This is a genomic window from Mucilaginibacter humi, from assembly GCF_013087555.1.
Genome location: NZ_JABFCR010000024.1, coordinates 1 through 19,095, shown reverse-complemented (window position 1 = coordinate 19,095; position 19,095 = coordinate 1). Strand labels below are relative to the sequence as shown.

The 19,095-nt window shown below is 41.6% G+C and carries 25 protein-coding genes, 1 tRNA gene and 2 pseudogenes; 20 read left to right on the top strand and 8 right to left on the bottom strand.

Annotation, left to right across the window (positions count from 1 at the left end; genetic code table 11):
• Positions 1-2: 2 nt before the first annotated feature.
• Genes HK413_RS06620 through HK413_RS06600 form a run of 5 tightly spaced genes read left to right on the top strand, consistent with a single transcriptional unit; the run spans position 3 to position 3,644 of the window.
• A complete protein-coding gene (locus HK413_RS06620; RefSeq protein WP_175269597.1) occupies positions 3-878 on the top strand; it encodes a ComEC/Rec2 family competence protein in 876 nt (291 codons plus the stop codon).
• Complete coding sequence (locus tag HK413_RS06615; RefSeq protein ID WP_175269596.1) at positions 878-1,150, top strand: hypothetical protein; 273 nt, start codon at positions 878-880, stop codon at positions 1,148-1,150. Before HK413_RS06620 ends, HK413_RS06615 begins: the two co-directional genes overlap by 1 nt.
• Before the next feature lie 52 nt (positions 1,151-1,202).
• The gene (locus tag HK413_RS06610; RefSeq protein WP_175269595.1) at positions 1,203-1,493 is read left to right on the top strand and encodes a hypothetical protein; all 291 of its coding nucleotides are present in this window, start codon (positions 1,203-1,205) and stop codon (positions 1,491-1,493) included.
• Positions 1,468-2,568 carry a S8 family serine peptidase gene (locus HK413_RS19490; RefSeq protein ID WP_175269594.1) on the top strand — a complete coding sequence of 367 codons (1,101 nt, stop codon included), beginning with the start codon at positions 1,468-1,470 and terminating at the stop codon, positions 2,566-2,568. The genes HK413_RS06610 and HK413_RS19490 overlap by 26 nt, the downstream gene beginning before the upstream one ends.
• Positions 2,499-3,644, top strand: a complete 1,146-nt coding sequence (locus tag HK413_RS06600; RefSeq protein WP_175269593.1) for a S8 family serine peptidase — start codon at positions 2,499-2,501, stop codon at positions 3,642-3,644. Before HK413_RS19490 ends, HK413_RS06600 begins: the two co-directional genes overlap by 70 nt.
• A gap of 20 nt (positions 3,645-3,664) precedes the next feature.
• On the opposite strand, the gene HK413_RS06595 is transcribed toward HK413_RS06600, so the two are convergent.
• The 6 genes and pseudogenes from HK413_RS06595 to HK413_RS06575 form a co-directional block, all read right to left on the bottom strand.
• The gene (locus HK413_RS06595; protein WP_175269592.1) at positions 3,665-4,681 is read right to left on the bottom strand and encodes an AAA family ATPase; all 1,017 of its coding nucleotides are present in this window, start codon (positions 4,679-4,681) and stop codon (positions 3,665-3,667) included.
• Between the two features lie 365 nt (positions 4,682-5,046).
• A complete protein-coding gene (locus HK413_RS06590; protein ID WP_175269591.1) occupies positions 5,047-6,054 on the bottom strand; it encodes a PDDEXK nuclease domain-containing protein in 1,008 nt (335 codons plus the stop codon).
• Positions 6,051-6,458 (bottom strand): site-specific integrase, encoded by a 408-nt coding sequence (locus HK413_RS06585; RefSeq protein ID WP_394353140.1) that lies wholly within the window; start codon positions 6,456-6,458, stop codon positions 6,051-6,053. The genes HK413_RS06590 and HK413_RS06585 overlap by 4 nt, the downstream gene beginning before the upstream one ends.
• A gap of 50 nt (positions 6,459-6,508) precedes the next feature.
• Positions 6,509-7,168, bottom strand: coding sequence for a phage integrase SAM-like domain-containing protein (locus tag HK413_RS06580; RefSeq protein ID WP_175269590.1), 660 nt, complete (start codon positions 7,166-7,168; stop codon positions 6,509-6,511).
• 14 nt (positions 7,169-7,182) lie between these two features.
• Positions 7,183-7,299: pseudogene (locus HK413_RS22050) on the bottom strand (hypothetical protein); the annotation flags it as partial.
• 261 nt (positions 7,300-7,560) lie between these two features.
• Positions 7,561-7,634: transfer RNA gene (locus tag HK413_RS06575), tRNA-Asp, on the bottom strand.
• An 837-nt stretch (positions 7,635-8,471) separates the two neighbouring features.
• Between HK413_RS06575 and HK413_RS06570 the strand changes: the two are divergent.
• The 4 genes and pseudogenes from HK413_RS06570 to HK413_RS06555 all read left to right on the top strand — a co-directional run bounded on the left by HK413_RS06570 (position 8,472) and on the right by HK413_RS06555 (position 10,849).
• Positions 8,472-9,610, top strand: a pseudogene (locus HK413_RS06570) (acyl-CoA dehydrogenase family protein).
• Positions 9,611-9,654: 44 nt separating this feature from the next.
• On the top strand, positions 9,655-9,984 hold the full coding sequence (locus HK413_RS06565; RefSeq protein WP_175269589.1) for a hypothetical protein: 330 nt from the start codon (positions 9,655-9,657) through the stop codon (positions 9,982-9,984).
• Complete coding sequence (locus HK413_RS06560; protein WP_175269588.1) at positions 9,954-10,484, top strand: hypothetical protein; 531 nt, start codon at positions 9,954-9,956, stop codon at positions 10,482-10,484. The genes HK413_RS06565 and HK413_RS06560 overlap by 31 nt, the downstream gene beginning before the upstream one ends.
• Positions 10,394-10,849: a peroxiredoxin family protein gene (locus tag HK413_RS06555; protein WP_175269619.1), complete on the top strand. Its 456-nt coding sequence runs from the start codon at positions 10,394-10,396 to the stop codon at positions 10,847-10,849. Before HK413_RS06560 ends, HK413_RS06555 begins: the two co-directional genes overlap by 91 nt.
• A 54-nt stretch (positions 10,850-10,903) precedes the next feature.
• Here HK413_RS06555 and pepT read toward each other — a convergent pair whose 3' ends face one another.
• On the bottom strand, positions 10,904-12,103 hold the full coding sequence (pepT, locus tag HK413_RS06550) for a peptidase T (protein WP_175269587.1): 1,200 nt from the start codon (positions 12,101-12,103) through the stop codon (positions 10,904-10,906).
• Between the two features lie 145 nt (positions 12,104-12,248).
• On the opposite strand from pepT, the gene HK413_RS06545 reads away from it, so the two are divergent.
• From HK413_RS06545 to HK413_RS06530, 7 genes are all read left to right on the top strand, one after another.
• The gene (locus tag HK413_RS06545; protein WP_175269586.1) at positions 12,249-12,884 is read left to right on the top strand and encodes a hypothetical protein; all 636 of its coding nucleotides are present in this window, start codon (positions 12,249-12,251) and stop codon (positions 12,882-12,884) included.
• A 93-nt stretch (positions 12,885-12,977) separates the two neighbouring features.
• On the top strand, positions 12,978-13,337 hold the full coding sequence (locus HK413_RS06540; RefSeq protein WP_175269585.1) for an MmcQ/YjbR family DNA-binding protein: 360 nt from the start codon (positions 12,978-12,980) through the stop codon (positions 13,335-13,337).
• 40 nt (positions 13,338-13,377) lie between these two features.
• A complete protein-coding gene (locus HK413_RS17180) occupies positions 13,378-13,956 on the top strand; it encodes a M14 family zinc carboxypeptidase (RefSeq protein ID WP_246229970.1) in 579 nt (192 codons plus the stop codon).
• A gap of 38 nt (positions 13,957-13,994) precedes the next feature.
• Positions 13,995-14,915, top strand: a complete 921-nt coding sequence (locus tag HK413_RS17175; protein ID WP_246229968.1) for a M14 family metallopeptidase — start codon at positions 13,995-13,997, stop codon at positions 14,913-14,915.
• A 4-nt stretch (positions 14,916-14,919) separates the two neighbouring features.
• Positions 14,920-15,117: a hypothetical protein gene (locus HK413_RS17170; protein WP_246229966.1), complete on the top strand. Its 198-nt coding sequence runs from the start codon at positions 14,920-14,922 to the stop codon at positions 15,115-15,117.
• Positions 15,114-15,266: a hypothetical protein gene (locus tag HK413_RS20885; protein ID WP_317169354.1), complete on the top strand. Its 153-nt coding sequence runs from the start codon at positions 15,114-15,116 to the stop codon at positions 15,264-15,266. Before HK413_RS17170 ends, HK413_RS20885 begins: the two co-directional genes overlap by 4 nt.
• Before the next feature lie 29 nt (positions 15,267-15,295).
• Entirely contained in the window at positions 15,296-15,769 is a 474-nt protein-coding gene (locus HK413_RS06530) for a rhomboid family intramembrane serine protease (RefSeq protein WP_317169353.1), read from the top strand.
• Here the strand turns inward: HK413_RS06530 and HK413_RS06525 are convergent.
• Complete coding sequence (locus tag HK413_RS06525) at positions 15,713-16,702, bottom strand: hypothetical protein (RefSeq protein WP_175269584.1); 990 nt, start codon at positions 16,700-16,702, stop codon at positions 15,713-15,715. The two genes, HK413_RS06530 and HK413_RS06525, sit on opposite strands and share 57 nt — an antisense overlap.
• A gap of 173 nt (positions 16,703-16,875) precedes the next feature.
• On the opposite strand from HK413_RS06525, the gene HK413_RS06520 reads away from it, so the two are divergent.
• From HK413_RS06520 to HK413_RS17155, 4 genes are read left to right on the top strand one after another with little or no spacing between them, the layout of a single operon-like run.
• Entirely contained in the window at positions 16,876-17,424 is a 549-nt protein-coding gene (locus HK413_RS06520; protein WP_175269583.1) for a hypothetical protein, read from the top strand.
• The gene (locus HK413_RS17165; RefSeq protein ID WP_246229964.1) at positions 17,421-17,672 is read left to right on the top strand and encodes an enolase-like domain-containing protein; all 252 of its coding nucleotides are present in this window, start codon (positions 17,421-17,423) and stop codon (positions 17,670-17,672) included. Before HK413_RS06520 ends, HK413_RS17165 begins: the two co-directional genes overlap by 4 nt.
• Positions 17,673-17,727: 55 nt before the next feature.
• On the top strand, positions 17,728-18,048 hold the full coding sequence (locus HK413_RS17160) for an enolase-like domain-containing protein (protein WP_246229962.1): 321 nt from the start codon (positions 17,728-17,730) through the stop codon (positions 18,046-18,048).
• Complete coding sequence (locus HK413_RS17155; RefSeq protein WP_317169352.1) at positions 18,020-18,433, top strand: enolase C-terminal domain-like protein; 414 nt, start codon at positions 18,020-18,022, stop codon at positions 18,431-18,433. Before HK413_RS17160 ends, HK413_RS17155 begins: the two co-directional genes overlap by 29 nt.
• The last annotated feature ends 662 nt before the right edge of the window (positions 18,434-19,095 follow it).

Below are 19,095 nucleotides of genomic sequence, written 5' to 3'. Positions count from 1 at the left end.
TAATGAAAAAAACGATTAAACCCGTCTATGATATTACCCTGTTGCCTGCCAGCTACGGTGACAGTATACTGATCAATTATGGTTTAGCCGACGATCTTAAATATATTTTGATCGATGGTGGGCCTTATTACGCATTAAAGGATATCGGAGATTCGATAAAGTTACATGCTCCACAATTAAAAGAGATAGAATTACTTATCGTTACCCATATCGATGCTGACCATATCGATGGTATCATAAGAATGCTACACCAAGGAAAATTGCCCTTTACGATCAAGGAGATCTGGTTCAATGGTTACGGTCAAATAAAGATTTTTAAAGAGGACGACGGTCATCTTCTGGGTTATAAACAAGGTGAATATTTAAGCTCCTTGATTGAGCATAAGCATGTTGAACACAATAAAACTCATTTTGAAGGCAAAGCTATTGCGATTAAAGACAGCGCTTCCCCGATCTGTATAAAGTTAGCAGGCGGTTTTAAGATTTTATTACTTGGACCTGATGAAACAACATTGGCTGAATTTGCTAAAAATTGGGAAAAGGAATCGACAAACATTGCCGATATAGATGCATGGTTGAAATCACTAGAATCAAATCCCCGATATACTGACCGCGCTTTGTTAGGCGTAGACTCTATCGCAGAGTTGCAGGCTTATGAAGCTACTAACGACAATAGCCTCGAAAACCGCACTTCTATTGCCTTTATTGGGGTATATGCTGGCAGGTCCTGTCTTTTTGCTGGAGACAAGCCCAATGATGCTATGCTCGGCGTTATACAGTCCTTGCTGGATAATCGTAAAATAAAAAAGAGCAATTACAATTGGACGCCTGGAAAGTTGCACATCATGGTAGTCGTAAAAGTACACTCTACACTTTGATGCAAAAATTGAGCGCGCCAAAATTATTGATCTCATCAGATGGAAAATATTATGGTTTCCCCAATGAAGATACCATAGCCAAATTTCTAAAATTTAATCAGCGGCCGCTTACTTTCTATTTTAATTACCGTCATATAAAAAATACGCGCTGGGATGATGATGAACTCCGCGATGCCTATATATATAAGACCGAGTATGGTAAGTTAAATGAAGGCATCAAACTTTCTTTGATCCCGACAATGCTTACTAACAACACTGATAAAACCCATTAATAAACTAATCATCTATATTTAATAGATTTGTAAATAACCTAACCCATAATAAATGGCTTTGAATAAGATCGTCCACCTTGCAAATGACCCTACTGAGAACAGTGGATTTAAAAAGACGCGGGGTTTTAAAAAACAGATTGTTGAGAAGGACGACGATAATGAAGCGCCCAAATCCATCAGGCTTTTTCATCAGCGCCGCTTGCGATCATCCAATGATAACTTTTCGACCGAGCGTAACAAGCGGAATGAGGAACGCACCATCAAGCTGCCGGCAAATATCGATTTGATCAGGATACATTTTTACGCAACCTTTCAACTTGATCTACAAAAAAAAATTTTATAACAGGTACGGGATCTTAGGTATCGAATATGATAAATTTAATAAGTCGGTACTGTTTGAGATTGTTGATGAACGGAAATTCGACACTTTGGTGGCACATGTCGATGCCTTTTGTTCAGCCGAAAAAAACAGCAGTTATGAAGGTGCCGCCTTTGCATTGGTCGCACTGATCCATGATTTCGATTTTATCAGCACAAATAATCGTTTAGCGGAAATACCTGAACGTGGTGCGATTATTTCATTAATTAACTCTTCACTACGTGCCTTCAATGGTCAAAAAAATGAGTTATTCAATTTTTTGGAAAAGCGTCAGGTAGAAATTATCTATAATGAAAGTTATCCTGCGTTGTTAGAACTAGGCGAGGCCGATATAGATACAATAAATGAATTGGCCCAAAATTTCGACATTGTACGCGCAGTGACAAGTGCAAGAGCTATCAAGGTCCGTCCGGGCGAATATGGAGACTTGCGTCGTGAATTTGGGTTTACTGTAACGGAACCACCTAACCTCGAAACAGTAGGGCTTATTGATACCGGCGTAAACCGCCTTGAGCCGATCAAGGAGCTGATCTCAGCTATCAATTATGACCATACAGGCTTTGGAGCATATTGGGATGAATCCGGTCATGGCACCATGGTGGCAGGCCTGATCATTCTGGGGGAAGAATTTATCCGGGAGGTACGAGAAAACTACGAAGCAAAAGCCAGAGTCGCGGTGATCAAAGCTATTCATAACAATAACGACGAGATCAAGATCACCAATCTCCTTGCGGACATCAGACATGCCCGACGAGAACATGGCATCCGCATCTTCAGTATGTCGCTTAATATCCCTTCTATTAAAAAGTACAACGAGAATTACAGCTATTTTGCTTATGAGCTTGATAAGCTTGCTTATGAAGAAGATCTCCTCATCTTCCTTTCTGTCGGCAATATTGATGCTGACAGGATCGCGGAACTGACCATATTCGAGCGACATGATTCCCATCGATATCCTACAATCTTTTATTGCCCGGCGAAGGCAGCGCTATCCACGATTGCCAGACTACCAATATTCACGAGCCTGCCGATTCCTTGAACAACATTTCCGTTGGAGCCTTGGCTGGAAACTTAGAGCCAGGAGACCAGACAGATATTACCCCGGCAAAAGAATACCCTGCCTATTATACTCGGAAGTTTCATTTCGATTATGAGCAAAAAATAAATGGAACGACGATCAAAAGAAATCAAACCAATAAACACCTGAACAAACCAGACATCGTAATGGAAGGCGGCGACCTCCATGAATATGAAGCAGGAATGGAAGTGTTGCGTAGCCCCATAGCCGATGGCCAGCAATTCTATGGTCGTGCTTGTGGAACAAGTTTAGCCACACCGCTCGCTGCATCATTGGCTGCTGAATTATTAGCCTTATACCCGACGCTTCGTACGCAAACCATTAAAGCGCTCCTGCTAAATAACGGTAAAAAACTATGGGGAAACCATCCGCCGCATTTCGCGCCATTTGAATTTGACCTGGTCAGAAAATTGACCGGATTCGGCAGACCGGCTCGGGAGGGTCTATTCTTCAGCTCAGATAATTCGATCACTTTTGTGGTCGAACAAGATATCGATTTAGATGAGGTTATAGCCGTCCCGATTAATATTCCACCTTATTTTGCTAAATCTGGAAATAAATTAAAGTTTGATGTGACGCTTTGTTATAGTTTTCTTCCCGTTCAGCATAACCATTTAAATTATTTACCGTTGCATATATCATGCGGCATTTTTAAATGTTGTGATGTTGGAATTATAGCAGGTGGAGATGCAAAAGAATACCGGATCAAAAGCAGCATCAGCTGGACTGAAGACTTTTTCGGTGTAGAGAACCGGTTATTCTCTAATGCACAACAACTATCTTTTAACCTGCAGGCTAGTGATATGGAAGATCTAGATAATAAAGTTTGCCTTGCCATACGTTGTACCGCCAAGAAAAACATTGGAGAGAGCCACCGCAAACAACTGGAGGACACCCTGCATGAAGTTTCTGTAGTGGTTGCTATCACGGAGATCCCAGATGCACGCGCAGGGAATCAACTATATGCAGCTATGCTGGAAATTAACAAGATAGAAAATATTGCGGAAGCCGAAGGAGAAAACGACCTAACGGTTTAAAACTTTAGGTTCAGGCTTTTTTAAGGCCTTTTTTCTTCTTTTAATAGTTGCTGCCACACATCAGTTGAAATGACCGCATGCAGGTTGGTGATGTCTGCACTGAAATTTTCAAAGATGCTGCGCTTAATCGCTGTTTGCAGCGTTTTTTGTACACTGTAATAAGAAAGTCCTTTTGCTGTCTTGACAATTGTCGGCAATTTATCTTTGTCATCAAAACTGAATTTTCCATTTTTCAAAGTCAGTTCGATCAGATCCAGTATCCTTTTTTCATCCGGGAGATCGAATTGAATATTCAGGTCAAAACGTCTTAATAAAGCATCATCCAACATATCTGATTGATTGGTGGCCGCGATAACAATACTTTTGCTGGGCAGATAATCAAATAACTGTAGTATCGTGTTAACCACGCGTTTCATTTCACCATGATCTTGGCTGTAGTCACGCACTTTACCCAACGAGTCGAACTCATCGATAAAAATAATGCTATCTTCAGCTGTTGCCTTGCGGAACACTTTAGCCAGGTTTTTACTGGTCTCGCCTAATTTGGAAGATACGATAGCTCCCAAATTAACAACCACCATTGGTTTGGCTAACTCCCCAGCAAGGACATAAGAGGCCAGTGTTTTTCCGCAGCCGGATGGGCCATGAAAAAGAATCTTATTAGATACGGGCAGATCATAATTCAACAGCATATCTGCCGAATTGTGCTCTCTCATAAAAAAATGGAGTGATTCCTTGACATCTTCTGAACAAATCAGGTTTTCAAAGGAATATGAAGAGGTCAGCTTTTCGAAAATCAGCTCACCGACTTCGCGCTCATCCATTTTGGTATAATAGTCCTGCCCACCAACACGGGTTAAGGTACGTGGCTGTTTATTGACAGTATCTTTTAAAATGGATTGCAGCTGTAAAGCAAAGGTTAGCTTCTTGGTGTTTTTGGAGTATTCTATCAACTCATTTAGTGAGTCCACCAGTTTACTCTGGTCATTTTCAAGACCGTATCTTGCGATATCTTTGATGTAATTGAACTGGGACATATTCTAAGTGCTATAGTATAGGTTAGGATAAGTGCAAAATGCCCGTTATGCTACCTGATAAAGTTAATAGTAAAAAACCGCAAAAGTACTAAATCGTTTGTAATTTTTTTAATGTTGTTTACGTCTTATCCCTTACAAAGGTTCCGACTACACTTAACGATGATTGCCGTGGTATATTTTAGAAAATATTAAATGATCATGATTGGACAATTTATATGACGTAGCGTTTAATCCGAACAAACGGCCTGTATCAACAAACCGCAAACTGCTACATTGCACCATAGAATTATAAGTTAATATAACTTAATAATAGACTGTGAACGCAGTGCGTTCGCAATCTATTATTAGACCATTTGAATTACGGATTATTTTTTGCCTAGGTCTTTTTGTTTCTCAACCTCATTTTGTATTTCCCGGCTTAACTGTTCCGCCGTAGGGAGGTAAAGCTGATATTTCGAGGCAATGATGTTGCTATTTTCCGGCAGTGTAAATTTGACGACAGTATCATTCTTCTCCAGACATAACAGGATGCCAATAGTTGGTGTTTCGTGCTGCAGCCGCTCGATACGATCATAGTAATTGACGTACATTTGCAATTGTCCAATATCCTGATGGGTAATCTTATGAGTTTTTAATTCAACGATAACAAAACATTGTAATAGGCGGTTATAAAACACCAGATCAACAAGAAAGTCATCGCCATCTAAATGAATGCGTTTTTGCCGGGCAACAAACGAAAAACCATTTCCTAATTCCAGCATAAACTCCCGGAGGTGTGTGATCAAAGCGTTCTCTAAATCTTTTTCGTAATAAGCAGCATCCGGTTTAAGACCCAAAAACTCAAGCACCATCGGGTCTTTAATTAACTCTTTGGCATTCTCTGGTTGCTTTTCATTTCTTGCAACTGACAAAACACTTTCTTTATCCGTGCTGAGCAATAGTCGTTCATAAAGATTACTGCTAATTTGCCTGTCCATCTGCCTTGCCGTCCAATTGTTTTTAATCGTTTCTTCTCTGTAAAACGATACTTTATCGTCGCTGTTTAGACTTAGTAGAGACTTGTAATGAGACCAACTCAATTGTGTCCGCAGTGCGGACACAATTGGGAAGCTCTTATAAAATTGCCTGAACCAAGCCGGGTTTCTGGCTGAAAAACCTGTACCAAATTGTGGCTGCAGCTTTTCTGATAGGAATTTCAGAAGCTGGGAGCCATATTCCGCTCGTTCTTCACCACCTTGTTCCTCTTCAAAAATTCTTTTTCCAATCTGCCAATACATCAACACCCTTTCTTGATCAACAGCGCGGACGGCTTGATCCCTTGAATTATTAATTATCGATCGAATATCAGTTATAATTGATTCATTTAAGTTCATACCAATTCTCCTTCGGCTATGGTTTTTTGTTCTTTGAGTCGTTCCTTTAACGCGGTCATATCACGGTTTACCTTCCTGTCTTTAGTTCTGGCATATATCTGCGTTGTGGTAAGTTTGGTATGCCCTAGCATTTTACTGACGGACTCCAGCGGCACATCGTTATCCAGTGTTACAGTTGTTGCAAAAGTGTGTCTTGCAATGTGTGTCGTCAGGTTTTTGTCAATGCCAGCGAGGTCTGCAATTTCTTTTAGATAAGCATTCATCTTTTGGTTGCTTTTAACTGGCAATAGTTTGTTCTCTACATCACGACAGAGGTGACCTTCATACTTATTTAGGATCTCAATTGCCTGCGGAATAAGAGGCACATTCGCTTCGATCTCAGTCTTTGTGCGGGTAGTCTTGATCCATAGGACTTTGTCCTTGCCACTTACTATATTTTGCGGTGTTAATTTTTCTACATCGACAAAAGCATATCCTGTAAAGCAGCAAAAAGAAAGGTATCCCTAACCTCGTCGAGCCGCTTCACTTTAAATTCATGCGAGGCCAATAATTCAACTTCCTCCCATTCGAGGACATCCCGGTTAACTTTCCGGTAAGTACACTTGAAGGCATTAAACGGATTGTGAATTAACCATTTGTTATTTACTGCCGGGTTAATGATCTTTTTCAGGTTTTTGATGTAGCGCATGGCAGTGTTATGCTCAATTTCGCATTCTGTCTTCAGATACATTTCAAAGCCTGAGACAAAGGCAAAGTCTATCTGGTCGAGATACACATCATCTTTTTGAAATCTATGTTTTAGAAATCCTGAAACACGGCTTCTGACTGTATTGTACTTTGTCAGCGTTGCTTTTACAAAGTCTTTCCCTACCAGTTTTGCAAGGTCCGCATTATGCTGATCGAAAACCTCCAGCAGCATTTTTCTTTCCGGCTCTTCACCTGAGTACTGCAATTTGATTTTTTCAGCGGTAATGAATTCGTCAGTACGCTTCAAAAATTTAAAAGCTTTGTCGATCTCATCCAGCGTATCGTTAATGTCAGCATTGATCCGCCTGGCTTCAGGGCTTGTTCCTTTGAGAAAGCCGGTTTGAGCATCCCACTTAGTGGGATGCACTCTTCTTTAAGCGAGATCTCCGCCCGTTTTCCTAAATAAGTGATCCTAGCATAGAGCGGGATCATTCCTGCTGCATCTGTTTTTCGTTTGTCAGCCCAGATAAGAACTGAGAACCTTTGGGTTGTTTTCATAACACATTAATTTTTAAGTTACTTAATCGCATTAATTTTGAGTTCGGATGAGCTGTTTTAAGCTCAAAAAATCAATACAAGTACTTTAAAATCAACTCATTACAAGCTAATTCGGTGACCTAAATTAGCTAAATCAAACAGGTCACCGAATAGGTCACCGAATGAGTCATAAATGGTGGTATGAAATGAGCGGGATTGACATAAAAAAACCGCTTAAATCATTGATTTAAGCGGTTATAAACGGTTTTGATACCTTTTTAGCGGAATGGACGGGACTCGAACCCGCGACCCCATGCGTGACAGGCATGTATTCTAACCAGCTGAACTACCACTCCGTTTGGGATTGCAAATATACGCTTCGCTTTTTATTACACAAGATGTTTTTTCAAAAAATGATAAAACTCAAATAATGAGCACATTAACTGTTTAAGTCCCCCTTTTGTCCCCCGGATATATTTTCTATTCAGCAATGAATTGTGCTTAAAACAATACAGCCGCTGTCCATTATAACAGAATATCGCACTAAAAACTACAATTGTGATTTATAGTTTAATAGATTCCTCTGAAAAATCCGGATAAAGAGACGTCAAAGTAGTAGCAAACCTTACGCAAAGTTTCAATCCGAATGTCAATTTTCCCTGATTCTAAACGGGCTATATTAATATTAGTGTCCGAGTAAAACTTCTCCTGCGTCACCCGGTTTTGCCTTCGCAGTCGCTTAATTTGAAGCGAAATTTTGCGTTTAAAAGCATTATCAGAGTTGTCAAGGTATTCAAAATCAGTTAAAAGCATAATATGGCGCCATTACAGGTGAATATTTAAACAAATGAAACTTAACTTATATAAGGCTAAAATAGTATAAAATTAGCAAAAAGTTATTTTTAAATTCTGACGAATAAGTCGTTGCCGATATTGATTTATGGCAATACATTTGTTGTATAACATGTCAGAAGGCCCTGCATATACCTATGAAACCTTTATAAAGGAGCCTGCGTATAAATGTTGAATTCTCAGACACCCAAGCTGAGGTTATTTGTTCTTTGTTTTGGGTTTAATCAATAGTTTAAATTAATTAGGGGAAAGGGAGCTTCAAAAGAGCTCTCTTTTTTTTGGCCCAATTTTTTGCTATGCATGCATAATACTTCTATATTTACCAGTATAACTTCTATTATATGTATTTCGAGTTTACTGAAGAACAATTAATGATACGCCAGGCCGCGCGCGATTTTGCGCAGACCGAATTAAAGCCTGGCGTAATAGAACGCGACGAGCATCAGAAATTCCCGGCAGAGCAGGTTAAAATGATGGGCGAGCTGGGCTTTTAGGAATGATGGTATCGCCGCATTACGGCGGCAGTGGCATGGATGCCATATCGTATGTACTGGTGATGGAAGAGTTATCTAAGATAGATGCCTCTGCATCGGTAGTAGTATCCGTTAACAATTCATTGGTATGTTACGGCCTTGAAAAATATGCTAATGAGGCCCAGAAGCAAAAATACCGGGTTCCGTTAGCCAAAGGTGAAGTAATAGGTGCATTCTGTTTATCAGAGCCAGAAGCGGGATCAGACGCTACAGCACAACATACTACTGCTATTGATATGGGCGATTATTATCTGTTAAATGGTGTAAAAAACTGGATAACCAACGGTAACTCGGCGTCTACCTACCTCGTTATGGCGCAAACCGATGCATCCAAACGCCATAACGGTATTAATGCCCTGATTGTTGAAAAAGGCATGGAAGGGTTTACCATAGGCGCTAAAGAAAACAAAATGGGCATCCGCGGATCAGATACCCATTCACTGCATTTTACAGATGTTAAGGTGCCTAAAGAAAACCGTATAGGCGAAGAAGGCTTTGGATTTAAGTTTGCCATGACCACTTTAGAAGGCGGACGAATTGGTATTGCAGCTCAAGCGCTGGGCATAGCATCGGGCGCTTATGAGCTGGCTTTAAATTATGCTAAAGAGCGAAAGGCATTCGGCAAATCAATAGCGGATTTGCAGGCCATACAATTTAAACTGGCCGATATGGCTACCGCGATTGAAGCAGCACGCCTACTTTGTTTAAAGGCCGCCCGGCTTAAAGACAATAATCAGCCCTACGGCAAAGCAAGCGCTATGGCTAAAGTTTTTGCATCAGAAACGGCCATGAAAACCACTATCGAAGCGGTACAAATACATGGCGGTTATGGCTTTGTAAAAGAGTACCATGTTGAGCGCTTAATGCGCGATGCCAAAATAACCCAGATCTATGAAGGCACTTCAGAAATTCAACGCATTGTCATATCCCGCGACGTGCTGAAATAAATAGGCTGATTTTAATTATGTTTGATAATAACAATCTATCAGCTATGAAAATCCGGTCGGCATTAGCCTTTTTGGCCCTAACGATTACTTATAATTCGTTTGCGCAAACTACACTTAAGCCAGGAATATGGCGAGGTGTTACCAAAACCGACAAGGGTGTCGAGATTCCATTTAACTTTGAGACGATGACGATATCGGGCCGCACCATACTCACAGTAGTGAATGGGGCAGAGCGCATTAAGGTAACCGATATAAAATATAAAGGCGATTCGGTGTTTATCCGCATGCCGCTGTTCGATTCAGAATTTAGGGTTAAGCGCGTAGCTGGTAACCCGGTTGGCAAATGGACCAAAACCCGGGCACCAAATATGTAACCATGGATTTTATGGCCACACCAAATACGCCATGGCGGTTTAAAACTCCTCAAAAACCTGCAGCAAATATTACAGGCCGTTATAGCGTGCCTTTTGGTAAAGCGCCAAAACAGGATATGACCGTTGGCGAGTTTAAACAGGTTGGCTCAAAATTGACGGGCACCTTCTTGTCAACCACTGGTGATTATCGGTATTTAGAAGGTGTTGTTACCGGCAATGATGTATACCTGTCATGCTTTGACGGTGGGCACGATTACTTATTTACCGCTAAAATTGCCGGTAACAGGTTAGTTAACGGTAAATTTTATGCTAACCTAAGCAGCATTGACGATTGGAGCGGTACTAAAAACCCCAATGCCAAACTGCCCGATGCTTATTCATTAACATCCCTTAAACCGGGCTATAAAAACTGGCTTTCACATTTAAAGATGTTAATGGTAAAAAGGTATCGCTTAGCGACACCCGTTATAAAAACAAAGTGGTTATTGTACAGATCTTAGGCTCGTGGTGCCCTAACTGTATGGATGAGACAGCTTATATGGTGGATTACTATAGAAAGTTCCATTCAAAAGGTGTGGAGGTTATTGGTTTGGCTTATGAGCGCACTACCGATCCCGCTAAATCACAACGCACCGTTAAACAATTAATAAATCGCTTTAGCATACCTTACCCGATATTGCTAACCGGCTATACACCAGCCAAAGGCGATCCGGCTAAAAGTTTACCAATGATGAAGGATATACTGGGTTTCCCCACCACCATTATCGTTGATAAAAAAGGTGATGTACGTAAAATACATACCGGCTTTACCGGCCCCGCACCGGCGAACATTATACCGATTTTATTACCGAGTTTGAAAGGCTAACACTCCACATGCTCGACGAGCGAAGTTAACAGGTGCAATAACCTGAAATAAGATTTACGCCCTTTCCTCCCAAACCGTGCATAAATGCAAAATGGTTTCAACAGCTTTTTGCATGTCTTGTACTGACACCCACTCCTGCTTGCCATGAAACGCGTGTTCGCCGGCGAAAATGTTTGGGCATGGCAGGCCCATAAATGATAAGCGCGAACCATCTGTACCACCACGGATGCTGCATAGCTTCGCGTCCAGTCCGGCTCGTTTAATCGCTTCCATGCCATATTCAACAATTTCGGGATGTTGGTCAAGCACCACTTTCATGTTTCGATATTGCTCTTTTACCTGTAACTCGTACGATGATCCCGGAAAATCTTCCAAAACTTCGTCAGCCAGCTTTCTCAACTCATTCGCGTATCTTACCGTGTATTCCTCGTCAAAAGCTCGGATTATAAAATCAATACTTGCATCCTCAACATGGCCCTGTATCCCTACCGGGTGTATAAAACCTTCCATACCTTCCGTGTTTTCGGGCGATAGTTCATAAGGCAACATCGTTACAATTATTGATGCTATTTTCAAGGCGCTTTCCATTTTGCCTTTTGCAAAACCAGGATGAGTGCTTACACCATTAATTATCAGTTTGGCACCATCTGCGCTAAAGGTCTCGTTCTCCATATTACCGGCGCTTTCGCCATCAATGGTATACGCGGCGTAGGCGCCCAGCTTTTTAATATCAACCTTATCTACACCGCGGCCTATCTCTTCATCGGGTGTAAACAATATTTTTATGATACCATGTTTAATTTCAGGGTTATTTATTAGCTGGTAACAGGCGTCCATTATCTCCGCAACACCGGCCTTGTTATCGGCACCTAATAAAGTTGTGCCGCTTGCGGTTATTATATCATTACCTATCTGGTTTTTAAGGTCGGGGTGCTCGCTCATCCGCAATATTTGCGACGGATCATCCGGTAACACCAGATCCTGCCCCCGGTAATTTTTATGGATAATAGGTTTTACACCCTCGCCGCTACAATCGGGCGAAGTGTCCATATGCGAGCAAAAACAAATTACCGGAACGTTCGGTTTGTCGGTATTGGCAGGGATGGTGGCATATACATAACCAAATTCATCTAAATGCGCATCGGTAACACCCATATGTTGTAATTCATCAACTAATACTTTACCCAGATCTTTTTGCTTCTCTGTTGAGGGATAGGTAGTTGATTCGGGATTTGATTGCGTATCAATACACACATAACGAAAAAATTTTCGGCAACGGTAAAATTATTTAATATCCTAATTTTCATATATTTATGTTGATAATTGTGATTTTTTTTTAAATATTTGTAGCAAGTTTAGCCCCATATAATTAATGTGTAAAGATTGATAATATTTGATTGTGAAAAAGATTACTTTATTTTTTATTTTGGGTTTATTAAAGCTCTCTGCAAATGCCCGGGATAGCTACAACTTTTCGCATTGGGGCGTTGGGTTTTTTGGTAGCACTAATTTTCCTTATGCCGATTTAAAGCAGGGCAATCAAGGCAAAACTTTCAACATTACCGGTTATTATAATTTAACCCCGTATGTACCGCTTGGACTTGAAATTCAGACAGGCAGCATTTCGGGAGGAAGTATAATTACCGACGTTGCCAAGCGGCAATATGATAATCATTATATGGCAGTTATTGTACATGGTGATTTGGCACTGGGTGAGATAATGGATTATGACGGTAATTTCTTCTTGAAATTTGCTAAGGACCTATATATAGGCACCGGTTTTGGGATGATTAATAATAAAATGGCCTTTATACAACGGACTAACCTGATAGCTACCGGATACCCTGTTGGCACCTATACTTTTCCGGGGCAAAATTCCAGTGCTAATTTAATTGTGCCTATACGCTTTGGATATGAGTTCAAAATATATAACACTTACGGCGAGCCATTTATTGGGCTTAATATAGGCTATATCCATAATTTAACCTCGGGGCGAAGGCTTAGATGGCTATACCGATTCTTCAACAGGTTTTAAAAATAACGCGCAAGACCAATATCGCCAGATTATTGTGGGCATAAAAATCAATTTTGGTGAAGCTGTGCCTTATACTAAACAGATAAATTAAGCTTGAACATAGAAGAGCTACGCGACTATTGCCTGAAAAAACCCGGTGTTACCGAAGGTTTTCCGTTTGATACAGACACCCCGGTTTTCAAGGTGGGGGGCAAAATGTTCCTGTTAACCGGTTTAAAACAGGGGGATAGGTTTAACGTTAAGTGTGACCCTGAACTTGCAGTTGAATTGCGCGACCGTTATACCGAAGTACAGCCCGGCTATCATATGAATAAAGCCATGTGGAACACCGTTTTCATGAACGGCACACTGGCCCATAAGCAACTGTTGGAGATGGTAGACCACTCTTACGACCTGATCTTTAAAAGCCTTCCTAAAAAAACTCAGGCTCAAATTATCGGCGTTTCTGAATAAAGCGTACCTTAAAGGTCGAATTAACTGCTAAAAACTCATAATGAAAATATTTGCCCCGGTGCTCTCCGCCTGTTTATTTGCTGGCGCCGCACATGCACAGCTAACGCCCTTTGAATTAAGTAAGGATAAAAACTATACTGCGACCTACGCCCGGGTTATTAGCTATTATACCAAGCTGGCTAAAACCAACCCGCAAATGAAGCTGATAAATTACGGTACAACAGATATTGGCAAGCCGTTAACGCTGGTGGTGCTGTCGCGCGATAAGGTTTTTGATCCTGCCGCCATCAAAAAGCAAAACAAACGGGTATTATTAATTAATAACGGCATTCACCCCGGCGAGCCGGAAGGGATTGATGCCAGCATGATGTTTGCCCGCGACCTGCTTAAAAAGAATGCCCTGCCTAAAAATGTGGTCATCTGTATTGTCGCACTTTATAATATTGATGGCAGTTTAAACCGGGGGCTGAGCCGTATTAACCAGAACGGGCCAAGCGCTTATGGCTTCAGGGGGAACTCGCGAAACCTGGACCTGAATCGTGATTTTATTAAAGTTGACAGCCGTAATACAATTGCTTTAGAAACCATTATTAACACCGGAACCCTGAAATATTTTTAGATAATCATACCAGCGATGGCGCCGATTACCAATATGTAATGACGCTTATAGAAACCCAAAAGGATAAACAAAACCGCATTCTGGCCGATTATACCTCGAAAATCCTATCACCCGAATTATATAAACGGATGAAGGCAAGCGGTTTTGAAATGACCCCGTATGTAGAAAGCGAGGATACCACTCCGGATAACGGCATTGTAAGCTTTTTAGAAACGCCGCGTTTCGCTACGGGCTATACCTCGCAACATAATATCATCAGTTATATTACCGAAACCCATATGCTCAAAGAATTTGATAAGCGCGTGTGGGCCACCTATGATTTTATGCAGGCCCCGGTTGATATTAACGAGCGCGATGCCAAATTAATAGGTGAAGTAAAAGCTAAAGCCGATGAGGACGTAAAGCGACAAAAAACATTTGCCATGGGTTGGGCGGTTGATTATAAGCATTATGATAGTTTAACTTTTAAAGGTTATTTTGGCGGCTATAAACCAAGTGAAGTAAGCGGGCTAAGCCGCTTGTATTACGACCGAAGTAAGCCTTTCACCAAAACCATAAAGTATTTTGATAATTACGTGGCTACATCAACGGTAGATAAACCGGTGGCCTATATCATCCCGCAAGCCTGGGGCAAGATCATAGACCTGTACAAACTAAATAAAGTGGCCATGCGCCCCTTAGCGCACGATACAACTATAGCTGTGCAAATGTATTACATAGCCGACTATAAGACCGGACAGCGCCCCTATGAGGGCCATTACCTGCATAGCGGCGTAAAACTTACGCCAACAGATATAAAGCTTAAGTTTTATGAGGGTGATTACGTAGTATACACCAACCGGCGCTTAACCGTTTTATTGTGGAAACTTTGGAGCCACAAAGTGTCGACTCGTACTTTGCCGGAACTTTTTCGATTCGATATTAGGATCAAAAGAAGGATACTCGCCGTATGTTTTTGAGGATGTGGCCGCGGCGCTGTTAAAGAAAGATCCCGCTTTGCGTAAAAAGCTGGACGATGAAAAAGCAAAAGACCCAACTCTGGCGGCCAGCGCTTCGGCACAGTTAAATTTTGTTTACCGCAACTCGCCGTATTTCGAAAAAACCTATCTTCGCTACCCAGTAGCGCGCCTTATGGCCAATACCAAATTGGACCTGAAATGATTGAATATTTAAAATTTGCGCCGGTCGCATCATTCATATTTGCGCTAACCATCGGCGCATCTTTACTGGCTTTTAATAACGAGGGGCTATACGGCAAATGGATGCTGCATCCTTATAGTGTATATCGCAAAAAAATGTTTTTACGCTGATTACAAGCGGGCTGATCCATAAAGACTGGATGCACTTGTTTTTTAACATGTTGTCATATTATTTCTTTGCCTTTATGCTGGAAACCCGCATTGGCCATTGGCAATTTGGGGTGCTGTATATTGCGAGTTTAGTATTGAGCGATCTGCCATCAGTAGCTAAACACAAAAACGATTATTGGTATCATAGCCTTGGCGCATCAGGCGCGGTAAGCGCGGTTATATTCAGCTTTATTGTTTATGAACCGATGACCAAGATGATGATCATGCCATTGCCAATACCTATCCCGGCATTATTATTTGGCGTGTTGTACCGGTGTATTGCCATTATGCATCCAAACATGCGCGGGATAATGTTAACCATGACGCTCACTTTTTTGGCGCTTTATGCGGAGTATTTATTACCGCAATTTTACACCCTGAGGTATTACCCCAGTTTATCCACCAGCTTAGCGGGGGAGCCGGATCTCTGCTGCATTAACAAAGTTGCCATCGGCATCAAATAAAAAGCTCATGGGCTCTTCAGGGTTCTTGATGATCTCTAACAACAGGAAGCCCCAGTTTTTCCAGAAGCTTTCCAATACCCGGCCATAGGTTTTATTTACCCAATTGTCAAACAGGGGCTTACTGCTTATCCCGCGCAGCGGCATTGCTTCAATATATAGTTCTTCGGCAACAGGCAGCAGGTTATACTCGGGCAGGCGGTTAAACAGGTAGTTTGAGTAAAATACCCGCCCGCTAAATTCTTCAAACTGTATGGGGTGCAGTGTGTTGTCACCAATCTTATCCAGCGTTTCCTGGTGATACCGGCAATTGGCCCCATTATCCTCGAAACAAATAATCAGTCCAAAATCTTTTATCCGTAATGAAAAAGTAAGCGTGTTTATCTCATCGCGATAGCCAAACTCCTGCCCGTTATTATCAACTTTAAACAAAAAAATACTGTAGGGCTTAAAATCTTCAAAAAACACCGGCAGGTTAATGCTTTGTAACATTAAATGCAGGTTGCTGAATTTATGGATGATGGCTTTTGATATATTAAATTCCTCGCCCTGCGCATATTGCTGGCGGATGCCAACCTCGATCTCGTTAAAAATAATTCCATATAATAATTTGCCCGCCCATTGAAAGATTTTCAACTCGTCCAAAGCTTTAACGGCCTCGTAGCCGCTATTAAATGCCGCCGAAATTTCTGCCTCTAAAGGCTCAATAAAGGTTTCATTAACCGCCGCCGAACAGGGAAGTTTAATATCCTTGTAGGTGGCCATGCTTTCGTCAAGCAGCTTAAACGGCTTTTCTTCCAGATCGTATAGGCGCATTAACCATTGCGGGAAAACCTGGATCTTTTCGTCTTCGCTGCTAAGCGTTTGCCCGGTTAAAAAGCAAAGCTTATTGCTAAAGTTGGCTGTTTCAAATGGTGCATATGGTTTTACGGGCATGGGTATAAATTAAAGTTGCTGCTCATCTAAATCCTTCCAAAGGAGAGGACTTGCCTATTGTTTTATTTAAAGCCCTCTCCAAAAGCGAGGGGTTGGGGTGAGGCTAAAATTATGCCGCTAAGATAGCCATCATTTTAAAAAGAATAATTTAGCTTTGAGATTATGTTTTGCTTATGACTAACCGGCTTCGTGAACTTTCGGATAATGAACTGCAGCTATCGGTAAACTCAGTGTTTAATTACGCGCATACAGATGGTCCTTCGGTCGAAAATGCAAACTCGCAAGCCATGTTTACCGACTATTTGGGTATCCATAAGGAATATCTTAACATATATAAAACAAGTAATGACGCGGCTGTTAAAACCGAGGCTTTAAAAAGACTAATATTTTTAAACTGGCAGTATCTTTCGCAGGCCAACCTTTTAACCGGTATAACCGGGTTAGACGATGATACCATGTTTGAGGGTTATGAAATACTAAATGGCCTTGTACAAACAAATAAACTGGATGACGAGTTTAAATGGATGCTGGAGTTTTACAGCAAGTGGGATTATGCTATCCTTGAATATTCGGAAGATGGGTTGGATTCGCTTACTGCTTTTGTAAAAGAAAACCGGTGGATCCCCAGGCAACCGCCGGCAAAAGAATGGATAGAAGGCAAAATGGATAACCGCGGCCAAATGGGCAAATACTTAACCGCACTGAGCGAGACGATATTATGAAACTAACCCGGCAGCCTTTCGAACTTGAATTAAAGCACCCGTTTACCATTGCAAAATTTTCGCGCACATCTACGCCCATAATGCTGGTACAGTTGGCGCATGAAGGGCAGATTGGCTACGGCGAAGCATCTATGGTGCCTTATATGGGCGAAAGTCACGAAAGCGCCGCGGCTTTTTTAAATAAGGTTGAAGTGAGCCAATTTAAATTTCCGTTTGATTTTGAAGCGATAATTAATTACCCTGGATAATATCGCACCCGGCCATCCTGCCATTAAAGCGGCAATTGATATCGCCCTGCATGACTTGGAAGGCAAATTGGTAAACAAACCCTGCTGGCAACTGGCAGGCAGCAACCCGGCCCTGATGCCCGTAACCAGCTATACCATCGGTATGGATACGCCCGAAGTTTTCCTTAAAAAAGTAAAAGAGGCCGAAGGCTTTAAAGTGATAAAGGTTAAGTTGGGGCGTGATACGGATAAAGAGCTGATTAACATTATCCGCTCGGTAACGCAAGTGCCAATTTATGTGGACGCTAACCGGGTTGGACGGATCGTAATCAAAGCCGGAGATGTGCCATTGGCTACAGGAGCGGGGCGTGGTTTTAATAGAGCAACCCATGCTTAAAACTGATGTTGAAAGTAATGCCCGGCTTACCCAACATAGCCCTATCCCTATTATTGGTGATGAAGCTGTGCAACGCCCGGCCGATGTAGGGCAAGCGGCGGGAGTATACCATGGCATCAATGTTAAGCTCATGAAGTCGGCGGGGATGTATGAGGGGCGCCAAATGATCTTAAAAGCAAAACAGCTTGGCCTGAAAGTATTGATCGGATGCATGAGCGAAACCAGCTGCGCGTCGTTAGCCGCGGCGGCGTTGGCCCCATTATGCGATTGGGCAGATATAGACGGACCGTTTTTAACTACCAATAATCCATATCAAGCACCAGCATTTGCCGCCGGTAAATATATTTTAAGCGATGAGCCGGGTTTAGGACTTCGGATTCAGTAGCGTTTTTTTTAACGTAATCGCCCAACATCGGTTATGTACATAAATATACCTTTTCAACAATTTACACGCATTAAATAATTCCCCAAGAAAACATTTTAATTATAGCGTAAAAACAGGTTAATTTGTATTAATGTCTTTATTTGTAGCCTCGTTAAATTCCGGAAGCAATGGTTAGGCTCACTTCAACCTTGCCATTTCGTGAAACCGCCCAACATGGCACTCTTTTATCGGTAATTTGTTTTTGTACTCGTACCGCTTCGATTTTTGTTTTCATGGCCGTTTCTAATGCAACCTTTAGCCATAATATCGTTCGCCAGGGGTTGATTATCCCATTTGGCTTTTATCCAGGATCCTTCTTAAACAAAGCGGATGAGCTTCAATCCACCGGTTTTCTTAAAAAAAGCAGTTTAAGCGTATGGCCTGCATATTCCGCTATTCATTAGCGGCATCCCTTTTAAAACTTTAGCATAATTTAAACTCGTCGGAGATAATGGACGTTTGTTGCAGGCCAATAAATATTTCTGAAATTAAACATGGTATCATCGTCCTAACCCGGTTATACCAGTTAAAGGTTGGCCTGCGAAGATACTGCCAGTTTAAAAATATTAGTCTTTTAAAGCCTCGGTTTTTAACAGCGCGTCATTACTTGTTTTATATATGTT

What these genes read in the sequence shown, in the direction of transcription:
- HK413_RS06560 (WP_175269588.1), top strand. Translation starts at nt 9,954, where the DNA reads ATGGACCAAAACCCGGGCACCAAATATGTAACCATGGATTTTATGGCC.
- HK413_RS06520 (WP_175269583.1), top strand. Translation starts at nt 16,876, where the DNA reads ATGACTAACCGGCTTCGTGAACTTTCGGATAATGAACTGCAGCTATCG.
- HK413_RS06610 (WP_175269595.1), top strand. Translation starts at nt 1,203, where the DNA reads ATGGCTTTGAATAAGATCGTCCACCTTGCAAATGACCCTACTGAGAAC.
- HK413_RS06620 (WP_175269597.1), top strand. Translation starts at nt 3, where the DNA reads ATGAAAAAAACGATTAAACCCGTCTATGATATTACCCTGTTGCCTGCC.
- HK413_RS17175 (WP_246229968.1), top strand. Translation starts at nt 13,995, where the DNA reads ATGACGCTTATAGAAACCCAAAAGGATAAACAAAACCGCATTCTGGCC.
- HK413_RS06525 (WP_175269584.1), bottom strand. Translation starts at nt 16,702, where the DNA reads ATGCCCGTAAAACCATATGCACCATTTGAAACAGCCAACTTTAGCAAT.
- HK413_RS06565 (WP_175269589.1), top strand. Translation starts at nt 9,655, where the DNA reads ATGAAAATCCGGTCGGCATTAGCCTTTTTGGCCCTAACGATTACTTAT.
- HK413_RS06590 (WP_175269591.1), bottom strand. Translation starts at nt 6,054, where the DNA reads ATGAACTTAAATGAATCAATTATAACTGATATTCGATCGATAATTAAT.
- HK413_RS17165 (WP_246229964.1), top strand. Translation starts at nt 17,421, where the DNA reads ATGAAACTAACCCGGCAGCCTTTCGAACTTGAATTAAAGCACCCGTTT.
- HK413_RS06615 (WP_175269596.1), top strand. Translation starts at nt 878, where the DNA reads ATGCAAAAATTGAGCGCGCCAAAATTATTGATCTCATCAGATGGAAAA.
- HK413_RS20885 (WP_317169354.1), top strand. Translation starts at nt 15,114, where the DNA reads ATGATTGAATATTTAAAATTTGCGCCGGTCGCATCATTCATATTTGCG.
- HK413_RS06530 (WP_317169353.1), top strand. Translation starts at nt 15,296, where the DNA reads ATGCACTTGTTTTTTAACATGTTGTCATATTATTTCTTTGCCTTTATG.
- HK413_RS17180 (WP_246229970.1), top strand. Translation starts at nt 13,378, where the DNA reads ATGAAAATATTTGCCCCGGTGCTCTCCGCCTGTTTATTTGCTGGCGCC.
- HK413_RS06595 (WP_175269592.1), bottom strand. Translation starts at nt 4,681, where the DNA reads ATGTCCCAGTTCAATTACATCAAAGATATCGCAAGATACGGTCTTGAA.